Source organism: Trebonia kvetii (assembly GCF_007827045.1).
GTDB lineage: Bacteria > Actinomycetota > Actinomycetes > Streptosporangiales > Streptosporangiaceae > Trebonia > Trebonia kvetii.
The window spans coordinates 998,329-1,018,025 of sequence record NZ_RPFW01000003.1 but is presented as its reverse complement, the minus strand read 5'-3'; the positions used below and the strand labels follow the sequence as shown (position 1 = coordinate 1,018,025).

Below are 19,697 nucleotides of genomic sequence, written 5' to 3'. Positions count from 1 at the left end.
TCCCTTGCTGTTTCCGGTGTCAGGACCCCGGTGATGACAAGGACATTTTCGGCCTAGGCCGACGCGGCGATCCGCTCGACGGTGGCTAGCGGGACCGTGTACAGGCCGTTTTCCGCTGCCTGGTGCACGCCGCCGAAGTCCGCGCCACCGGGAACCGGCCGCAGCGGCGTGCTTGCCTGGTACTGGCCCGGTTCAAGCCCGGTCAGGTCCCAGCAGCCGTACGGGGTGAAAACCACGTCCGCGCCCGCGATCGGCGCGAGCTGCAGCACCGGGCCGACTAGATCGTGCGCCGCCGCCCTCGGCCACACGATGGCGAACAGCCTGCCGCCCGGTGCGAGCAGCTCGCTGTTCACGGGGGTGGCGGGTGTACCCGTGGCGGGTCCTGGGCTCCAGGCGGTCTCGCCGGACGCCACCGCGGGACCGCGCAAGGTCCGCGCCGACCGGAGGGTCATCGCGTAGAACGCGGGCGCTCCGGCCGCCGCCTGGCTCCCCTTCACCGACTTCCCCGTCGGCGTGCCGACGGCCACTATCACCGACGCCCCGGCCCCGATCGCCGCCGTCAGCTGCGGCTTTAGCGGCATGGTCGTGCAGCTCACGGCGAAGTCCGCACCGGCGTCGCTGGCCGCGGGCGCGGCTGACGACGGGACCGGCGGCGACGATGCGCGGGACGGCGCCGGGGACGCCGCTGAGCAGGCGGCGAGCCCGAGGACGACGGCAGCCGCGCCGCCCGTTGCCGCAAGCACCCGGTGGCGCCTGCCAAGCCGCTCGCCGTCACACGATTTCACGTCACGCAGAGCCTAATCCCGGGCGTCGCGGGCCGTCAGGTCGCCCGCCCCTGGCGGGTGAGCCGGTCGACGATCACCGCGGCGAGCAGCACGAGCGCGGTCCACATCAGCTGTGCCGACGCGGACAGGCCGAGCAGTTCGAGTCCGTTGTAGATGACGCCGACCACCAGGCCGCCGAGGACCGCGTGGATCATCTTGCCGCGCCCGCCGAAGAGGCTGGTGCCGCCGATGACCGCCGCGGCGACCGCGTTGAGCACGTTCTGCCCGCCGTTGACGCTGGTCGAGATCGAGCCCAGGTACGAGGCGTAGATGATGCCGGTCATGCCCGCCGTCAGGCCGCACATCGTGAACGCCATCGTGCGGACACGGCTGACGTTGATGCCGGCTCGCCTGGCCGCCTCCGCGTTGCCGCCGATCGCGTAGACGTACCGGCCGAATCGGGTCCGGCCGAGCAGCACGTTCCACACCACCAGGATCGCCAGCACGACCAGCACCGCCCACGGCATGCCCTCGATGGCGATGATGCGGCCCCGGTTCAGGTCCGCGACGTACGCGACGAGCAGGCACGCGACGACGATCGCCAGCATCTTCAGCACCGTGATGGACACCGGCGGCGCGACAAGCCCGCTGCTCCTGCGGCGGAAGTCACCGACGAAGAGCCCGAGCGCGCCGAGCACCGCGATCACGATCATGACGATCCACGTCCAGCTCTCGCTGAGCTGGCTGCCCTCGATCGCGTTGATCACCGGGTCGTGCAGGGTGATCACGCCGCCGGTTCCGATGCTGCCGGTCTGGTTGACGAGGAACAGCAGCAGGCCGGACAGGCCGAGCTGGCCGGCCAGGGTGACCACGAACGACGGCAGCCCGAGCCGGGCGGTGATGGTCCCCTGCAAGGCCCCGTAGGCGGCGGCCGTGACCAGGCCCACGAGGACCGAGATCCACCACGGGTCACCGAGCGCGAGCATCCACAGCGAGATCACCGCGGCGCAGGCCGCGGTGAACCCGGCGGCGAGGTCGATGTCGCCGAGCAGCAGCACGAAGATCTCTGCCATGCCGAGCGTGATGATGAACGCGGACTGCGTCATCAGGTTGACCAGGTTGGGCGGCGTCATGAACGCCGGGCTCTTGAACCAGAAGAAAATGACGATCACGATCAGGCCGACGACGACGGGCAGGGCGCCGCTCTCCCCGTTCCTGATCCGCTTCGCCCAGATGCGAACGTAGTCGCCGGTGGAGCCGGCGAGCAGTTCGCCGGAGGTAGCCGCCTGGGTCGTGTCGATGATGTCATCGTGCGGAGACTTCAGGTCGGCCATTCAGCTCAGCTCCTCGGGTACCGACAGAGGCTGCTGCGCCTGCACGGGTGTGTTGTCCGCGGTCATCTCGTTATCCGGAGATCCCGGCGGCCTGGCACGCGGACGCGTACTGGCCGGTGCAGAGCTGGGAGACCGGGACGAACTTGTCCTTGATCACCGTGTCATTCATGTTCGCCGTGTTGACCCACTCCGGGGTGGCCAGCACGGACGGGATGGAAACCTTGGCGATGGTGTCCATGACCGAGCCGCTGACCAGCGAGGACGGCGGGCTCTTGCCGGCACGCAGGTACATCGCGAGCGCGGCGGTGGCCCCTGCCTCCAGGTAGATCGGCTTGTAGACCGTGCCGCACTGGTAGCCGGCCAGGATGTTCTGCAGGCCGGCCAGCGAGGCGTCCTGCCCCGTGGTCGGGAAGGTCTGCGGCTTGACGCCCTGGCCCTGCAAGTAGTGGATGATGGCCGCGGCGTTCGCGTCGTTCGGGATCAGCGCCGCGTTGATGTTCTTGTGCGCGGTGGACTGCTGCTGGAACTCACTCAGCGACGTCGGCGGGTCCCATGAGCCAGGCGGATTGCTGATGTCCTTGTACGTGCCGGCCTTGAACAGCGGGTTCAGCACGCCCAGGTATCCCTGCGCGAACAGGGTCGCGTTGTTGTCGGTCGGCGCGCCCTGCATCACGATGACGTTCGGGTCCTTGACGTGCCAGGCCTTGACGCAGGCAGTGAAGCCGCCGCCCATGACCGTGCCGACTCGCACGTTGTCGAAGCTGACGTAGTAGCCCCGGGTGCCGCCGAGAGTCAGCCGGTCGTAGTCGATGACCAAGACACCGGCCGCCTTGGCGAGCTGCTCAATGTGCGCACCCGTGCCCGAGTCGAGCGGGCAGATGATCAGGACGGTCGCGCCCTGGGTGATATCCGACTGCGCCATGCTCACCTGGGTGGCGTCGCTGCCGAGCGCGTTCTGCACGATGAGGTTCGCCGGCGGCAGCCCGGCGGCCGCGAAGGCGGCCTTCAGGTACGGCGCGTCGAATTCAACCCACCGGGTGGACGACGTGGTGTCCGGCAGGATCACCGCCACATTGCCCCTGCCCTCCGGGGCGAGGGAGGCGAGGGGCTTCAGGGCGCGGAACGAGGGGCCAATGTCACTGACAGTCAGGGACTGTGCGCCGGCGCCCGAGCTTGAAGCTGCCGAGCTCGTAGCCGCCGGCGCCGAGGTGGAGCCGGCGCCCGGGCTGCAGGCCGCGATCAGCAGCGCGGCAGTAACGCCCGCCGCTGTCAGGCCTGCTCTTTTCCTAAGGGAAGACAAGAACTTCCTCGCTTTTCACTTTTCCGCGCCTGGCAGCCACGATGACAGCGGGCCACGTGGTCGCTAGCGCGCCGGCCGCAGCCATCACCGGCGCGCTAGCACCGCGGCCCGGGTCATGCCCTGCCAGGCGCGCCCCGGCGGGAGAGGACATCGATGAGCGCCGCCGCGAGCAGGACACCTGCTACCACGACGTCAATCCACTGGCTCGACACGCCAAGCAGGTAGAGGCCGTTGTAGATGCCGCCGATGACGAGGCCGCCAAGGACGCCGTGGATGGTCTTGCCCCGGCCGCCGAACAGGCTGGTGCCGCCGATGACCGCCGCCGCCACCGCGAGCAGCACGTAGCTGTTGGAGGCCTTGATGATGTTGGTGGTCAGCGACACCTGCCACGAGGCGAACAGTATGCCCGCGATCCCGGAGATCAGCCCCGCCAGGACGAAGCACCAGATGCGGACCGAGGCCAGGCGGACGCCGGCGCGCCGCGCCGCCTCCGCGTTGCCGCCGATTGCATACACGTAGCGGCCGAAGCGGGTTCGCTGCAGCAGGGCCGTCGAGGCGATGAGCACGACAAGGACGATCGGGAGGATGAAGGGAACTCCCTCGATCGTCCCGGAGTGGGCCCGGTTCACGTTGCAGATGGCGACCACCGCAGCCCCCGCGACCGCCATCAGGACGATCTTCGCCGCGACAAGGCTGCGCGGCGCGGTCTCCAGGCCGCGTCGGCGCTTGCGAAGGTCCTGCAGCCAGAGCCCGGTGCCCGCGATTCCGACCAGCACGACCAGCAAGATCCAGCCGACCACCGGTCTGAACGTTCCCCAGAAGATGTTGTAGAGGTAGACCTCGTTGACGAACCCGCCGTTGCCGATGCCGACGAGCGACCCGCCGAGGACGATGATCGCCACGCCCTCCAGGATCAGCAGCCCGCCGAGCGTGACGATGAACGACGGCATCTTCAGCCGGGCGACCAGCGTGCCCTGGATGGCGCCGACCGCGGCGCAGGCGAGCAACGTCGCGATGATCGCCGCCCACCACGGCCAGTTCGCGCCGGTCGGCTGCACGAGCTCGGCGACCACGACGCTGCCGAGCCCCATGACCAGGCCGACGGACAGGTCGATCTCTCCCAGCAGCAGGACGAAGATCTCGGCCATCGCCAGCAGCATGTACACGGTGCTCTGCTCGAAGAGGTTGACCAGGTTCAGCGCCGACAGGAACTTCGAATTCGCGATCTGGAAGCCGACGGCGACCACCACCAGGCCCAGGATCACCGGCAGGACGCCGCTGTTGCCGGCGCGTACCCGGGCCCACGAGGCCCGCACGTACTCGCCAAGCGACTGGGCGATGAGCTCGGGCGGGACCTCGGCGGCGGCGACCGTGGCGTCGAGTGTCAGGTCGGCCGTCCCGGCACCCGCCGTCCCGGCTGGGGGCTTGCCTGGGTCCGCGGTCACGGGCACTTCCTCATTGCTTGTCCCTCGCATCTGGTCAGACACGGGTCACGCCCCCGCTCCCGCGCCGTGACGATACGTCAATCAGCACCGCGATGAGGAGCACGCCACCCGGCAGGATGTACTGCAACGGCGTGGACAGTGACCCAAGGGTGAGCAGGGTCACGCCGTAGGCGATACCGCCAATGAGGAGGCCGCCGAGAACGCCGTGGATGGCCTTGCCCCGGCCGCCGAAGAGGCTGACACCGCCGATAACCGCGGCGGCGACGGTGTACAGGACGAGCTGGCCGGGGTCGGCGATGTTGGAGCTGTACTGACCCAAGAAAAACGACCCGAGCAGGATGCCGCCGAGTGCCGCGGTCGCCGAGCACAGCGCGAACGCCCAGATCCGGATGAAGGGGAGGCTGACGCCCGCGCGGCGAGCGGCTTCCGGGTTGCCGCCGATCGCGTAGATGTAGCGGCCGTAGCGGGTCCGCTGGAGAACCAGCGTCCAGGCGCCGAGCACAACCAGCACGATCGGAATCACCCACGGGATCCCGGTGACCGACTTCAGTGAGCTGCCGCGGTTGACGGAGCAGATGATCACCACTGCCGCCCCGACGATCGCCAGCAGCGCGATCCTGATCCCGATCAGTGCCAGCGGCGGAGCTGTCAGGCCCCGTCGCCGGCGCGAGAACGTGCGCAGCAGCTGGACGATGCCGGCGACCACGACCACCGTCGACAGGATTGCCCAGCCGAAGCCGGGAGGGATGAGCCCCTGAACCATGTCGTAGATGATGTTCTGGTTGGGTATCGAGGTGTCGAGGCTCACCGTGGAGTCGGCACCGCCGAGGATGACGATGAGGATTCCGGAGAAGAGCAGGAACCCGGCCAGGGTCACCACGAAGGACGGGATTCGCAGCAGCGCGACCAGCGCTCCCTGCAGGGCGCCGATCCCGCCGCAGATGACGAGCGCGGCAAGCAGCGCCGCCCACCACGGCCAGTCAGGCCCGGGCTGCTGTACCAGCTTGAAGGCGATCACCCCGCCGATGAGCGCGACCGCGCCGACGGACAGGTCGACCTCCGCGAGGAGCAGGACAATCGTCTCGGCAATCGCCAGCACCATGTACACGGTGCTCAGCCCGAAGATGTAGACGAGGTTGCTCGGCCGCAGGTAGGCGTGCTCGGGCGTGATGATCTCGAAGACGACGGCGACGATCACGATGGCCAGCAGCACGGGCAGGATACCGCTGTTACCGCTGCGGATCCGGAGCCACGAGGCCCGCATGTACTGGCCAAGCGACTGCGCGAGGATCTCGGGCGGGACGTCGGCCGCGGCCACCGTGGCGTCAAGGGTCAGGTCGGTCGTCCCGGCGCCCGCCTTCCCTGCCGGGGTCTCGCCCGGGTCCGCGGTCACGGGCGCTTCTCGATTCTGGCCATCGATCTCAGCCCTTGCCACTAGCGGCGGCAGGCTCGTGCGGCCGCCCGTTGGCGGCACCGGTCGTCATGTACTCCACCACGCTCTGCCGGTCGAAGTCCGATGCCGGCCCTTCGGCCACCATCCGCCCCAGGTACAGCACCGCGATCCGGTCCGCGACCTCGAAGACGTCGTTGAGGTTGTGGGAGATGACCATCACCGCAAGACCGTGGTCGCGGAGCCGCCTGATCAGGTCAAGCACTGACCGGGTCTGCACCACGCCGAGGGCGGCGGTGGGCTCGTCAAGCAGCACCAGCTTGGAGTTCCACATCACCGCCTTGGCAACCGCCACCGACTGCCGCTGGCCGCCGGAGAGCGAGGCCACTGGCTGCCGGATGGAGCGCACCGTGGTCACCCGCAAGGTGCTCAGGGTCTCGGCCGCCTGCAGCTCCATCGAGTCCTCGTCGAGCAGGCCGTAGCGCAGCCGCTCCCTGCCCAGGAACATGTTCTGGACGATGTCCAGGTTGTCGGCGAGCGCCAGGTCCTGGTAGACGGTCTCGACCCCAAGCGCGGAGGCGTCCCTGGTGCTCCGGATGTGTACCGGCTTCCCCTCGAAGAAGATCTCGCCATGGTCCGGCTGGTGGGCGCCCGCGATGCAGCGGGTGAGCACCGACTTCCCCGCGCCGTTGTCACCGCACAGGCCAGTCACCTGGCCCGCGGGCAGGTCAAGGTTGACCCCGTAGAGCGCCTGCACCGGCCCGAAGTGCTTGTCGATGCCCCGCAGCTTCAGCAGGGGTTCCGCCCCGTCCCCGCCGCGGCTCGCGCCTTCCGGGGCTCCGTTCACTTCTGTCATCTTTAGTACCCGTCAGTAGCTTTGCCCAGGTTGGTCTGCATAGCCATCTCATCGTGGCGGGGCTGGCGGGCCCGCCGCAATGGCGGGCCCGCCAACCCCGGTCAGATGTTTACTGTGATTACTTGATCCCGGCCGCGGAGCAGGCGCTCGCACCCGCGATGGCGCAGATGGCCGAGGCGGTGTCGAAGCCGTCCTTGACGACGGTCGACTCCATGTTGGTCTTGTTCACCCACACCGGGGTGATCAGCGACGCCGGCTCGGTGATGCTGGAGTTGGCCGGGTCGACGGTCGTCCCGTTCAGCAGGGCCGCGGGCGGCGTCTGGCCGGCCAGCAGGATGATGCTCAGGGCAACCGCGTCCTGCGCCTCCTTGTAGACGGCCTTGTAGACGGAGCCGCACTGGTAGCCCTGGAGGACCCAGGCCATGCCCTGGGCCGTGGCGTCCTGTCCGGTGGTCGGGACGGTGTTGGCCTTGACACCGGCGGTCTTCAGGTCGGTGATCACCGCGTTGGCGAGACCGTCATTGGCCTCGATGGTGGCGTTGATCGACGGGGTGGCGGTGTACGCCTGCTGGAAGATGGTGCCACCCTTGGTGTTGTCCCAGCCCGGAGCGAAGTTCTCGGCAACGAGCGTGGCGCCGCCAGCCGTGCCCTTCGCGCCTGCGGCGACCGTCTTGGCCGCCTGGCCGAAGACGACCTTGTTGTAACCGGTGGCGAAGGAGATCGCGTTGGGGTCGGTGTCCTGGCCGCCGTTCAGCACGTAGACCTTGGGGCTGGCGACCTTCCAGTCGGCGAGGCACTGGTTGAAGCCGGTACCGATCAGCTCGCCGACCTTCTCGTTGTCGAAGCTGACGTAGTAGGTCTTCGAGCCCTCGAAGGTGGCGCGGTCGTAGCTGATCAGGGTCACGCCCTTCTGCGAGGCGAGCTTGGCGATCGCGACGCCAGTCGGGCCATCGAGCGGGCACATGATGAGGACCTTGGCACCGAGGTTGATGTCGGCGGTCGCGTCGCTCAGTTCGGTCGTGTCGCTGCCCTGGGCGTTGTCGATGCGGAACTGCGACGAGCTGAAGCCGGCGGCAGTGAAGGCCTGCTTGATGTACGGCGCGTCGAAGTCAACCCACCGGGTCGACGACGTGGTGTCGGGCAGGATCACCCCGATCTGCAGGCTGCTCGCGCCCTTGGTGGCGGACGTGGCCAGGTCCTTGAACTTGGACATCGTCCCGGCGATGTCAACGGAGAAGTCGCTGACGCTCACGTTCGGAACTCCGGCCGCGGCCGGGGCCGAGGAGGACGCCGGGGCCGACGAAGACGCGGGAGCCGACGAAGTCGCCGGAGCCGATGAGGTCGACGTGGACGACGAGCAGCCCGCAGCCATCAGGGCAGCGACCCCCGCCACAGCCACCCATCCCAAACGGGAGAGTGGCCTATTTCTGTTGCCTAGTAGCATCCCATACACCTTTCGCCGCAATGCGAGCGGATACACCGACGCAGGACACCGCTGAACACGTGTGTCCTTACGCGTTGAAACGTAGATGTTTCGGAGACTGGACATCAAGCGGTCAAACCCGTAAAAAATTGTTAATGAATGGCGTTACGCCTGAATTGTATGGATTGTGAGATCGGTAAGAAGCCATATTGTTACCCGCGACTGGGCCGGAGTGCCAGGCATGACCGTCCGCAGTCGGCGGAATCCGGGGAGCCAACCGCGGCCGGCCAAGTCCGTTACGCCGGAATTAGGTAGCCGGCCCCCTGCCGGGTGATGATCAGCGGCCGGCTGCCCGGCGGCTCCAGCTTGGCCCGCAGCCGGCTGATGTAGACGCGGACGTACTCGGTCTCCGTCTCGTACGCGCGACCCCACACCTGGCGCAGCAGGTGAGTGCGGGACAGCAGCTTCCCCCTGTTGAGTGCGAGCTCGCGCAGCAGCGCGAACTCGGTGGGCGTAAGGTGCACCTCGGCCCCGGCGATCCGCACCAGCTCGCCCGCCAAGTCGATGCACAGATCGCCGACCGTGATGCTCGTCGGCGCCGTGCCGAGGGTGGCCTCGGCGGCCGGCCGGGTCCTGCGCAGCGTGGCGAGAATCCGGGCGAGCAGCTCCTCGATGCCGAACGGCTTGGTCATGTAGTCGTCCGCGCCCATGTTCAGCGCCGTGACCTTGTCCCGCTCGCCGCCCCGGGCCGACACCACGATGATCGCGACGGGTGACCGCTCGCGGATCTGGCGGCACAGCTCAAAGCCATCGGCCTCGGGCAGCATAAGGTCGAGCAGCACCATGTCCGGCTGCTCCTCCTCGAGCAGCGCAAGCACCTTGGTGCCCGCGGAGACGACCGTGGCGAAGCCCCGCACGACGAGGTTGGAGCGGATGAGGTCGACGATGTTTGGATCGTCTTCGATGATGAGCACCTTTGTTGTGACCATCGTATTACTCATCGTCGTCATGGATCATCTCCGCTTCGGACGACCGAAAGAATTTCGGCAAGCCATTGGCCTTGCATTCAGGAAACTTAGATCCAAATGGCGTACTGGTCAACGCATATGCACACATGCCTCATGACCTGCCGACCTGGTCACTTACGACGGAAGGTTTTTGCCGCGGAACCAGTCCACCGGCTCCTGGCCGGCCGCGGCCGGCGCGGTGATGCCGCTCTGGCCGGGCGACCGCCTGACCTGAAGGCCGGCGGCCTGCGCGGCGAGCGGCGGCCGGGGGCCGGCGAACGGGCGGGCCATGTGCTCGATGACGGCGTCGGGCAGCCAGACAAGCGCGCTCAGCCCCTGGGGGCTGGCGGGACGCAGCCGGACCTGCACGCCGTGCCGCTCGGCCAGCCGCGCCACCGCGAACAGGCCCATGTGCCGCGACACCGACACGTCGATCACGGGCGTGCTGCGCAGCCGCCAGTTCATCTCGGCCAGCCGTTCCTCGGGTATGCCGATCCCCTTGTCGGTGATCTCGAGCAGCACGCCGCCGCTGGCCAGTTCGGCCCCCGACACCTGGACCGCGGTATCCGTGGGCGAGAACAGCGTGGCGTTCTCGATCAGCTCGGCGAGCAGGTGCACCACGTCGGAGACCGCGGGGCCGACGACCGCGACGCCCGGCTGGATGCTGAGCACCACCCTGGCGTAGTGCTCGATCTCCGAGACCGCGGCCCGTGCCACGTCCGCGACCGACACCGGGTCGCTCCACTTGCGCGCGCCCTCGTGACCGGCAAGCAGCAGCAGGTTCTCCGAGTTGCGGCGCATCCGGGTGACCATGTGGTCCATCGAGAAAAGGCTGTACAGCCGCTCGGGGTCGTCCTCGTTCTGCTCAAGGGAGTCGATCGTCCGCGCCAGCCGCTCGATGAGCGTCTGGCTGCGCCTGGACAGGTTGACGAACATCGCGTTGAAGCTGGTGCGCAGCATGGCCTCGTTGCCCGCGAGCCGCACCGCCTCGGCGTGCACCTGATCGAAGGCACGGGCGACCTGCCCGATTTCGTCGACGCTCAGCACGTCGATCGGCGCCACCTCGAGAGGCTCGTCCGGCGCCTCGCTCAGCCGCCGCATCCGCTCCGGAAGCTGGACGGTGGCGATGTCGAGCGCGCCCGCCCGCAGCCGGCGCAGCGGCAGCGCCAGGGACCTGGCGACCATCAGCGCCGCCGCCAGCACGATCAGCAGGACCGCGACGACGATGACCGAGACGATCAGCGCGGACTGCCCGGCGCCGTGCTGCAGCGACTCAGCCCGCGCCACGATGTCCTGCGCGATCCCCGACTCGACGGCCTGCATCCCGTCGATCTTCTGCGAGGAGGCCTGGTACCAGGCCTGCGGGGCCTGGGCCACCGCGAAGCCCACCGTCTCCTTGTTGATGTTTGGGCTGAAGAACGGATTGGCCTGCTCGTCGTTGCCGTCGATGAAGAAGAAGTCCTCTACTCTCTTCACCTCTTTCACGCCAAGCCCGGCGGCCGCCGTGCTGTAGGCGTGCTGCACGGCCGGCGTGGCAGCCGCGAGGAACGCGGCCTCGTCGGACTGCTCGGCGGACCGCGCGGAGATCAATGCCTGGAGCGCACCGTCGGAGAAGAACTGCTGGGTGAAGGCGTTATAGAACAGGCCGCGCTGCTGTGCGACCTGATCCTTCTCCAGCGACAGCAGGTTGAGTTCCCGGACGTCGATGGCCAGGCGCGAGTCGGAGATGCCCTGCGCGAGTTCGTCATTGAGCGTGATCAGGTTGTTGATGAGCGGCGCGTACTGGGTGAGTACGCCAAGCCCCTCGATGCCCGAGCCATGGGACCGGTCCCAGAACTGCGTCAGAACGGTATCCCGCAGCTTCGCGAGGCTGCCCAGCTTCGACCGGAGAGCGGCCACGCTCGCCTGGATGTTCGCCGGGTACGAGCCGTCGACCCCGGCGCCAAGCGCAAGGACATTGGCGGCCTCGGCATCGGTGGCGTTGCGGAGCGCGGGAAGGTCGCCCTTTGCGCCGCCGTAGGTAAGGCCGAGCGAGTAGTCCCGCTCGTTCTGCAGTTCCTGTGTCAGGAGCACGTCCTGCTGGCCAAGCTGGGCCAGGTGCAGCACGCGGCCGAACTGCGTCGCGCTGCTCTCGGCGGCGGCCACCTCGAGGCCGCCGAAGACCAGGCCCATGACGAGCGCGAGGGCGATCACCGCGTACAGCCGACGTGACACCGGCCAGTTCGACAGCTTCATCAGCTGCTGTCCGCCTGGCCTGGCGCCCTGCTGCGGCGCGGCGCTGTCGCCGGCCGCGCCGACCCGCGCTCTCGCGCTGGCGGCATCATGGTTTCCCATCACTCACCCTCCGTGCCCCCGGCAGGCATGACTTCCTGGGTCCCGCCGGGCGACACCGCGCTATCGGGAGAGCGAACGGCCTGTTAGGTCGAGGACGCAGGAGAAAACTCGGTTTCGTCCGCCAGACGCTACGACTAGAACTAGTAACAAGCCAGTTAAATGACGCTATTTTCCGTAAAAAATTTGTTAACGCAGGGCGCTGCGGAGCGCGTGTGACCAGCCACGAAAGACTAACGAACGTCAATATCACACCCAATTCAGCAACAAATCGTTAACGTTACCGCCCTCGCCCAGGTCGGACAGCGGGGCCCTCGTCGCCCCAGCGCAGGCAGTACCCGTCGTGGTTGCGGGTACTAGTAGGTGAATGCAGGCGAAGATCTTCTTCATCACGCTGGCCGTGACCGACCTCAACCGGTCAGTCGCCTTCTACCGTGACGGCCTGGGCTGGCCGACCGACGGCATCGTCGGACAGGAGTTTCACGACGAGGTCACCGGCGCCGATGGAACCATCGCGTTCTTCAAGCTCGACGGAGGCCTGCTGCTCGGCCTGTACGAACGGGCCAATCTCGCCAAGGACGCCGGCCTGCCGCCGGGGCCGCCAAGCTCCACCGAGTTCAGCCTTGGCGTTCCCGCCGGATCACAGGCAGAGGTCGACAGCCTGCTCCGGCAGGTGCAGGCCGCGGGAGGCACGCTGACCGCGCCCGCGCACATGCGGCCGTTCGGCGTCTACTCCGGGTACTTCGCCGATCCCGACGGCCACCTGTTCGAGATCGCGTGGGACTCCAACGCATAGCAGCGTGATCTGCTGCCATGCCTCGGCACGAGCGACCGACGTGTACCTGCCCCCCGGGCACGCCCCCGGTAACGAAACGGCTTCCAGCCGATCTCACAAGCAATACAATTCCAGCACCCCGACATTCATTAACGTTTTTTTACGGCTTTCGCGCTCATGTAAGCGAGCGTTCCTGCGCCGCTGATCTTACGATTCACCGGGTACTGCCTGTTCACCGATGGCCAGGGTTGACAGACTCGCTCGCCCGGCAGGCCCGGTTCCACCGTGGCTGCCGGGCGAGGGAAGTGAAACGCGAGGTACGTTCTTGTCTTCTCTTACGAAAAGATCAGGCCGGTCAGCGGCGGGCCTTAGCGCCGCGCTGCTGATCGCGGCCTGCAGCTCGGGCAGCGGCTCTACCGCGGCGCCGGCCGCGACGAGCGTCGCGCCCGCACGCTCGAGCACCGGCGCGCCGTCCCTCACTGTCAGTGACATCGGCCCCTCGTTCAGTGCCCTAAAGACGCTCGCCCCGCTCGCCCCGGAGGGCAAGGGCAACGTGGCGGTCATCCTGCCGGATACCACGTCGTCGACCCGGTGGACTGAATTCGACGCGCCGTACCTGAAGGCCGCCTTCGCGGCCGCCGGGCTGCCGCCGGCCAACCTCACCGTGCAGAACGCCCACGGCAGCGACGCCACCCAGGTGAGCATGGCGCAGTCGGACATCACCCAGGGCGCGACCGTCCTGATCATCTGCCCGCTCGACTCGGGCACGGGCGCGCACATCGAGCAGCTCGCCGCGGCGGCCGGCGTCACGGTCATCGACTACGACCGGCTGACCCTCGGCGGCACCCGGGGCTACTACGTCAGCTTCGACAACGTGCGAGTCGGCACCGTCATGGGCGGCGGCTTCACTGCCTGCGTCAAGGCCTGGCACGTCAAGGACCCGAACGTCATCGTGATGAAGGGCGCGCCAACGGACAACAACGCCATCCTCTTCGCCCAAGGCTATGACAGCGTCCTCGCACCGTACTTCTCCTCCGGCGAGTACAAGAACGTCAGCAACCCGCCTGGCTCCTGGGACCCGACCGTTTCGCTCGGCGAATTCCAGGAGCAGTCCACCGCCCACAAGAGCATCAACGCGGCACTGACGCCGAACGACTCCAACGCCGCGGCGATCATCCCCTACCTGCGGAGCCAGGGCGTCAAGCCGGAGACCTTCCCGCTCACCGGGCAGGACGCCTCGCTGGCCGGCCTGCAGAACATCCTGGCCGGCTACCAGTGCGGCACGGTCTACAAGCCGATTTACCTGGAGGCCGGAGCCACCGCCGCCCTGGCCATGTACGTGCGTGCCGGGCAGGCCCCGCCCGCCTCGCTCGTCAACGGCTCGGTCCAGGACACCACCTCCAAGGCCCTCGTCCCGTCCGTGCTCGCCATCCCGAAGTGGGTCAACACGGCGAACATGAACGACACGGTGGTCAAGGACAAGTTCGTTGCGGCATCCCAGCTCTGCGCCGGCCAGTACGCGTCCGCGTGCCAGGCCGCCGGGATCTCCGGGTAACTGGAATGTCCGATCTCGGATGCGACGGCGGACGGCACTACCCGCAGGCCTGAACGGCGCTTCCAAGGCTTCTTTAAGGTCGTCGCAGGGCTGATCTTGGGGGCCGCCGGTGAACTTGGGGTGTCCGATCAGGCGAGAGGAGCACCTCATGTTCGTTCAGCGTCACCGTGTGGCCGTAGCCGGAGTCATCGCCGCGGCCGTCGTCGCCGTCCCCGCCGCCGCACTGGCGGCAGGGAGCGGTTCCCCGGGCGCCAAGCCGGCACCAGCGCAGGCGACCGGCCAGCCCACCAGCAAGCCCACCGCCTTCAGCAGCGACAGCCCCTCGCCGGGGTCCTCACAGGAGGCCGCGGCCAGAGCAAGCAAATCGGGGGCGGCGGCGGCACAGGCGTCCCAGTCTTCGAACGGCCTGGCGGCGGTGACCGCACTCGCCGCACGGCTCGGCGTCAGTGCTGACCTGGCGGGACGCGCGTTCAAGCAGATCAGCGCGCTGATCGCGCAGAACGGCCGACTCGACCCGGCCAGCCAGGCGTTCGCCGGCATCGCCAGGCAACTCGGCGTGAGCCCCGCCCAGCTGGCCGCCGCGTGGCACGCCGTCAGCTAGCGGGCGGCCGGCGGATGAGCGGCGCCGGCCTGGGCCATTGCCTCACCCGCGCATAACGCCGTACCCGCGCATAATGAGTCTCGTGCGGGTGCTCGTGGTTGACGACGATCCGGCCGTGCGCCGGTCGCTGTCCACCGCGCTCGGGCGGGACGGCTACGAGGTGCAGGCAGCGGACGGCGGCGGCGCCGCGCTCGCCTGCCTCCTGGCCGCCAGCGTCGACGCGATCGTGCTCGACGTGGCGATGCCGGAACCGAACGGCCTCGAGGTTGTGCCGCCGGCTGCGCGCCCGCGGCGACGCTACGCCGATCCTCATGCTGACCGCCCGCGACCTGGTCGACGACCGCGTCGCCGGACTGGACGCGGGCGCCGATGACTACCTGGTCAAGCCGTTCGCGCTCGCCGAGCTCCGGGCCCGCCTGCGTGCGCTGCTGCGCCGCGGCACGGCGGGCGCGGAGCGGCTGGCCCACGGCGACCTGGTGCTCGACGCCGCCGCGGCGCGGGTGACGCGGGGCGGGCGCGAGGTTTCGCTCACCCGCACCGAGTACCTGCTGCTCGAGCTGTTCCTGCGCAACCCGGGCCGGGTGCTCATAAAAATGTGTTAACGCGACCAGCCCCGCAGCGGGTTTGACCAGGCACGAAGCGTTAATGAACATCAATATGGCGGGCAATTGCGCAACGAATCGTTAACGGTGCGCAGCGCGCGAGCCCGGCCTCAGCGGGGCGGGACAGCGATGCGGTCGAGGCCGGCGGCGAGGACGATGTCGCCGTCGTATACGGCGGCCGCGTCGCGCAGCAGCTGCGGCAGGGCCGCGTCGGCGTAGCGCTGGGAGAAGTGGGTGAGGACCAGGCGGCGGGCGCCCGCGGCGGCGGCGATCCGGCCGGCCTGGCCGGCGGTGAGATGACCGTAGTCTTCGGCGAGGCCGGCGTCGGCGTCGGCGAAGGTGGACTCGCAGACCAGCAGGTCCGCGTCCGCGGCCAGCTCGAAGGCGGCGTCGCAGAGGCGCGTGTCCATGATGAAGGCGAACTTCTGGCCGCGCCGCGGCACGCTGACGTCGGCCAGGTGAAACCGGCTGCCGTTCTGCTCGATCATTCCATCGCGCTGCAGGCGGCCGATGTCCGGGCCGGTGATGCCGCGGGCCGCCAGTTCCGCGGGCAGCATGCGGATGCCATCCGGCTCGCTGAGCCGGTAGCCGACGGCGGGAACCCGGTGCGACAACGGGCGGGCCTCAAGACGGAACGCCGGGCCGTCGGCCAGGACGCCGCCCGCCTCCGGCACCGGACGCTCGCGCAGCGATAGCGTGTCGTGGAACAGCGACAGCTTCCTGATGCGGTCGAAGATGTCCGCGCCGGAAGCCGGGTAAGCGACCTCGACGGTGCCCGTGACTCGGTCCAGTGCCATCCGCTGCAGCACGCCGGGCAGGCCAAGGCAATGATCGCCGTGAAAGTGGGTGACGCAGACGCGGGTGACCTGGTGCGCGGTCACCCCGGCGAACAGCATCTGGCGCTGGGTGCCCTCACCCGGGTCGAACAGCAGGCCCTCGTCGTCCCAGCGCAGGAAATACCCGTTGTGATTGCGGGTACGAGTAGGTGCCTGACTCGCGGTGCCGAGTACGACCAAGTCACGGTTGGACACGGGACCGACCCTAATACCGGTCGCGACCGGCGGCCGGCCGCGACCGACGGGAGACGCAATGGAGCCGAAGATCTTCTTCATCACGCTGGCCGTGACCGACCTCAACCGGTCAGTCGCCTTCTACCGTGACGGCCTGGGCTGGCCGACCGACGGCATCGTCGGACAGGAGTTTCACGACGAGGTCACCGGCGCCGACGGAACCATCGCGTTCTTCAAGCTCGACGGCGGGCTGCTACTCGGCCTGTACGAACGGGCCAACCTCGCCAAGGACTCCGGCCTGCCGCCAGGGCCGCCAAGCTCCACCGAGTTCAGCCTGGGTCTCCCGGCCGGCTCGCAGGCAGAAGTCGACAGCCTGCTCGGGCAGGTCGAGGCCGCGGGCGGGACGCTGACCGCGCCCGCGCACATGCGGCCGTTCGGCGTCTACTCCGGGTACTTCACCGATCCCGACGGCCATCTTTTCGAGATCGCGTGGGACTCCAACGCTTCTTAGGCTTCTTTAAGGTCATCGCAGGGCCGATCTTGGGGGCCGCCGATGGACTCGGAGTGTCCGACTCGCAGTGCCCGATCCGGAGTGCCCGATCGGGCGAGAGGAGCACCCCATGTTCATTCAGCGTCACCGGGTTGCAGCGGCGGGAGTCATCGCCGCGGCGGTCATCGCGGTCCCTGCCGCCGCACTGGCGGCGGGGGCCGACTCGCCGCCGGCCAAGCCGGGCCCGAACGCGACCAGCTCGCCCGACCCGAGCAAGCCGCCATTGACGGTGATCGGGCGCGGCGGCGGCAAGCCCGCGCCCGGGCCATCGCAGCAGGCGGCGGCCAGAGCCAGCAAAGCGGCGGCGGCGGCGTCCGCGGCGGCGCAGCAGGGTCCGAGCGGGCCCGCGGCGGTGCGCGCGTTCGCCGCGCGGCTCAGCGTCGGCTACGACGCGGCGGGACGTGCGTTCAAGCAGATCGGCGGCCTGATCATGCAGAACGGCCGGCTGGACACCGCCAGCGCGGCATTCGCGGGGATAGCCGCCAGTATCGGCGTGAGCCCCGCCCAGCTGGCCGCCGCGTGGGCAGCGATCAGCTGACCAGCGGCCTGCGGCTGAGCGGCGGCGGCCGGCACGATACCCGCGCATAATGAGTCACGTGCGGGTCCTCGTGGTCGACGACGATCCGGCCGTGCGCCGGTCGCTGTCCACCGCGCTCGGGCGTGACGGCTACGAGGTGCAGGCGGCGGACGGCGGCGGCGCCGCGCTCGCCTGCCTCATGGCCGCCAGCGTCGACGCGATCGTGCTCGACGTGGCGATGCCGGAACCGAACGGGCTCGAGGTATGCCGCCGGCTGCGCGCCCGCGGCGACTCCACGCCGATCCTCATGCTCACCGCCCGCGACCTGGTCGACGACCGCGTCGCCGGGCTGGACGCAGGCGCCGACGACTACCTGGTCAAGCCGTTCGCGCTCGCCGAGTTGCGGGCCCGGCTGCGGGCGCTGCTGCGCCGCAACGCGGCGAGCGCGGAACGGCTCACGCACGGCGACCTGGTGCTCGACGTCGCCGCGGCCCAGGTAACACGAGGCGGCCGCGAGGTGTCCCTCACCCGGACCGAGTACCTGCTGCTCGAGCTGTTCCTGCGCAATCCCGGCCGGGTGCTCAGCCACTCGCAGATCTTCCAGTCGGTCTGGGGATACGACTTCGGGCTGCGCTCGGACAATCTGTGGGTCTACATGAGCTACCTGCGCGCCAAGCTCGAGGCGGCCGGCGAACCGCGCGTCCTGCACACCGTGCGCGGGCTCGGCTACGTGCTGCGGGATGCCCGGTGACCCTGCGGAACCGGGTCTCGGTGGCGGCGGCGGCCGGGGTGCTGATCGTCGTCGCGGCGGTGAGCACCGCGCTCTACCTGTTCTATGCCGCGAGCCTGCGGTCTCGCGTCGATGCGACCCTTGTCGACGCGGCCCAGCAGGCCGCCGGCATCGCACGGAGCCTCAAGCAGTCCGGCGGCAGAGGCAGCGGGACAGTCCCCGACATCAGCACGCCGGTCACCGTGGGCAGCGTGCAGGTCCAGCTCATCCCCGGCCCGGTGACACCCGGGCAGCCCAACCGGTTCGGCCCGCTTGACGGCCACGACGTCGCGGTAGCCGGGCAGGCGCAGCCGGCCTACTTCGCCGACGAGCACCACGACGGCCAGCAGTTCCGCGTCTACACCGTCGCCTGGGCCGACAACCCCGGCGGGCTGGTGCGCACCAGCCGGCCCGCCAACGCCGACGACGGCGCGCTGCGCGACGCGGCGCTGCTGCTGGCCGGGCTCACCGTCGCGGCCGCCTGCCTGACCTACGGCGCGGCGCGGCTCACCGCGGGCCGCATCCTGCGGCCCATCGGCGAGCTCACCGAGGCCGCCGAGCACGTCACCAAGACGCGCGACCTCACCTCCCGGCTCGGCTTCCCGCAGGCCAATGATGAGGTGGGGCGGCTTGCGTCGTCCTTCGACACCATGCTTGCCGCACTGCACGAGTCGCTGACCGCGCAGCGCCAGCTCACCGCCGACGCGTCACACGAGCTGCGCACCCCGCTGACGAGTCTGACCACGAACCTCGACCTGCTCGAGGACGGGGCCGGACTCGCCGACCCGCAGGCACCCGCCCTGGTCCGGGCCGCGAGGGAACAGGCAGCCGAGCTTGACCAGCTGATCACCGACCTCCTCGACCTCGCCCGCTACCGCGAGTCGCCGCCGCACCGCGAGACCGTCCGCCTCGACCTGCTGACCGAGGAGGCGGTGCGTAGGCTGCGGCAGCGCGAGCCGCACCCGGCCATCGACTCCGAACTGCACCCGTGCCTCGTGCACGCCGACCCCGCCGGGCTCGATCGTGCGATAACCAACCTGATCGGCAACGCGGTCAAATGGACGCCGGAAGGCGACACCGTGCGGGTGGTCGTCGAGAACGGCCAGGTGTCGGTGACCGACCAGGGCCCTGGCATCCCCGACACGGACCTCCCCCGCATCTTCGAGCGCTTCTACCGGGCGCCCGCGGCCCGGGGCACGCCGGGCGCGGGGCTCGGGCTCGCGATCGTCGGCGGCGTCGCGCGGGCCAACGACGGCACCGTCACGGTGCGGACCGGGCCAGGCGGGTCGACGTTCACGCTCGCGTTTCCGCCGCTCCCCGAGACTGACTAACCGGGACTGACTAACCGAGACTGACTAACGAGGGCAGGCCGCCGTCATGGCAGTGCCATCCTCGGGCATTCCGGTGCCGGCGAGTGGAACCACGCAACCGTTCGGGATAGGTCTGGACGTTCGCCGTCGCGGCTGCC

The 19,697-nt window shown here is 69.1% G+C and carries 19 protein-coding genes; 9 read left to right on the top strand and 10 right to left on the bottom strand.

Going from position 1 to position 19,697, the window contains the following annotated elements; translation table 11 throughout:
- Positions 1-53 precede the first annotated feature (53 nt).
- The 9 genes from EAS64_RS19475 to EAS64_RS19435 all read right to left on the bottom strand — a co-directional run bounded on the left by EAS64_RS19475 (position 54) and on the right by EAS64_RS19435 (position 11,853).
- Complete coding sequence (locus tag EAS64_RS19475) at positions 54-785, bottom strand: hypothetical protein (RefSeq protein WP_222849411.1); 732 nt, start codon at positions 783-785, stop codon at positions 54-56.
- 35 nt (positions 786-820) lie between these two features.
- Positions 821-2,098, bottom strand: a complete 1,278-nt coding sequence (locus tag EAS64_RS19470) for a sugar ABC transporter permease (RefSeq protein WP_145854591.1) — start codon at positions 2,096-2,098, stop codon at positions 821-823.
- 70 nt (positions 2,099-2,168) lie between these two features.
- Positions 2,169-3,170, bottom strand: coding sequence for a sugar ABC transporter substrate-binding protein (locus EAS64_RS19465; protein ID WP_187366025.1), 1,002 nt, complete (start codon positions 3,168-3,170; stop codon positions 2,169-2,171).
- A 341-nt stretch (positions 3,171-3,511) separates the two neighbouring features.
- Entirely contained in the window at positions 3,512-4,843 is a 1,332-nt protein-coding gene (locus tag EAS64_RS19460) for a sugar ABC transporter permease (protein ID WP_187366024.1), read from the bottom strand.
- 34 nt (positions 4,844-4,877) lie between these two features.
- Positions 4,878-6,236 (bottom strand): sugar ABC transporter permease, encoded by a 1,359-nt coding sequence (locus tag EAS64_RS19455; RefSeq protein ID WP_145854586.1) that lies wholly within the window; start codon positions 6,234-6,236, stop codon positions 4,878-4,880.
- A gap of 28 nt (positions 6,237-6,264) precedes the next feature.
- Positions 6,265-7,089 carry an ATP-binding cassette domain-containing protein gene (locus EAS64_RS19450; RefSeq protein WP_145854584.1) on the bottom strand — a complete coding sequence of 275 codons (825 nt, stop codon included), beginning with the start codon at positions 7,087-7,089 and terminating at the stop codon, positions 6,265-6,267.
- Between the two features lie 118 nt (positions 7,090-7,207).
- Positions 7,208-8,341, bottom strand: coding sequence for a substrate-binding domain-containing protein (locus EAS64_RS19445; protein WP_187366023.1), 1,134 nt, complete (start codon positions 8,339-8,341; stop codon positions 7,208-7,210).
- A 467-nt stretch (positions 8,342-8,808) separates the two neighbouring features.
- Positions 8,809-9,501 carry a response regulator transcription factor gene (locus EAS64_RS19440; RefSeq protein ID WP_187366022.1) on the bottom strand — a complete coding sequence of 231 codons (693 nt, stop codon included), beginning with the start codon at positions 9,499-9,501 and terminating at the stop codon, positions 8,809-8,811.
- Positions 9,502-9,654: 153 nt separating this feature from the next.
- Positions 9,655-11,853 (bottom strand): sensor histidine kinase, encoded by a 2,199-nt coding sequence (locus EAS64_RS19435; RefSeq protein ID WP_145854579.1) that lies wholly within the window; start codon positions 11,851-11,853, stop codon positions 9,655-9,657.
- Positions 11,854-12,217: 364 nt separating this feature from the next.
- Here EAS64_RS19435 and EAS64_RS19430 point away from each other — a divergent pair, with 364 nt between their 5' ends.
- The 5 genes from EAS64_RS19430 to EAS64_RS45945 all read left to right on the top strand — a co-directional run bounded on the left by EAS64_RS19430 (position 12,218) and on the right by EAS64_RS45945 (position 15,383).
- Positions 12,218-12,646, top strand: a complete 429-nt coding sequence (locus EAS64_RS19430) for a VOC family protein (protein ID WP_145854577.1) — start codon at positions 12,218-12,220, stop codon at positions 12,644-12,646.
- Positions 12,647-12,950: 304 nt separating this feature from the next.
- Positions 12,951-14,180: a sugar ABC transporter substrate-binding protein gene (locus EAS64_RS19425; protein ID WP_187366021.1), complete on the top strand. Its 1,230-nt coding sequence runs from the start codon at positions 12,951-12,953 to the stop codon at positions 14,178-14,180.
- A 148-nt stretch (positions 14,181-14,328) separates the two neighbouring features.
- On the top strand, positions 14,329-14,781 hold the full coding sequence (locus EAS64_RS19420; protein WP_145854573.1) for a hypothetical protein: 453 nt from the start codon (positions 14,329-14,331) through the stop codon (positions 14,779-14,781).
- 88 nt (positions 14,782-14,869) lie between these two features.
- A complete protein-coding gene (locus tag EAS64_RS45950; RefSeq protein ID WP_246115750.1) occupies positions 14,870-15,154 on the top strand; it encodes a response regulator in 285 nt (94 codons plus the stop codon).
- Positions 15,093-15,383, top strand: coding sequence for a response regulator transcription factor (locus EAS64_RS45945; protein WP_246115749.1), 291 nt, complete (start codon positions 15,093-15,095; stop codon positions 15,381-15,383). Before EAS64_RS45950 ends, EAS64_RS45945 begins: the two co-directional genes overlap by 62 nt.
- Positions 15,384-15,493: 110 nt before the next feature.
- Here EAS64_RS45945 and EAS64_RS19410 read toward each other — a convergent pair whose 3' ends face one another.
- Positions 15,494-16,414 (bottom strand): ribonuclease Z, encoded by a 921-nt coding sequence (locus EAS64_RS19410; RefSeq protein WP_145854571.1) that lies wholly within the window; start codon positions 16,412-16,414, stop codon positions 15,494-15,496.
- A gap of 58 nt (positions 16,415-16,472) precedes the next feature.
- Here EAS64_RS19410 and EAS64_RS19405 point away from each other — a divergent pair, with 58 nt between their 5' ends.
- From EAS64_RS19405 to EAS64_RS19390, 4 genes are all read left to right on the top strand, one after another.
- Positions 16,473-16,904 (top strand): VOC family protein, encoded by a 432-nt coding sequence (locus EAS64_RS19405; RefSeq protein WP_145854569.1) that lies wholly within the window; start codon positions 16,473-16,475, stop codon positions 16,902-16,904.
- A gap of 109 nt (positions 16,905-17,013) precedes the next feature.
- Positions 17,014-17,481 carry a hypothetical protein gene (locus tag EAS64_RS19400; RefSeq protein ID WP_145854567.1) on the top strand — a complete coding sequence of 156 codons (468 nt, stop codon included), beginning with the start codon at positions 17,014-17,016 and terminating at the stop codon, positions 17,479-17,481.
- Between the two features lie 49 nt (positions 17,482-17,530).
- A complete protein-coding gene (locus EAS64_RS19395) occupies positions 17,531-18,211 on the top strand; it encodes a response regulator transcription factor (RefSeq protein WP_187366020.1) in 681 nt (226 codons plus the stop codon).
- Positions 18,208-19,560, top strand: coding sequence for a HAMP domain-containing sensor histidine kinase (locus tag EAS64_RS19390; protein WP_187366019.1), 1,353 nt, complete (start codon positions 18,208-18,210; stop codon positions 19,558-19,560). Before EAS64_RS19395 ends, EAS64_RS19390 begins: the two co-directional genes overlap by 4 nt.
- Positions 19,561-19,697 lie beyond the last annotated feature (137 nt).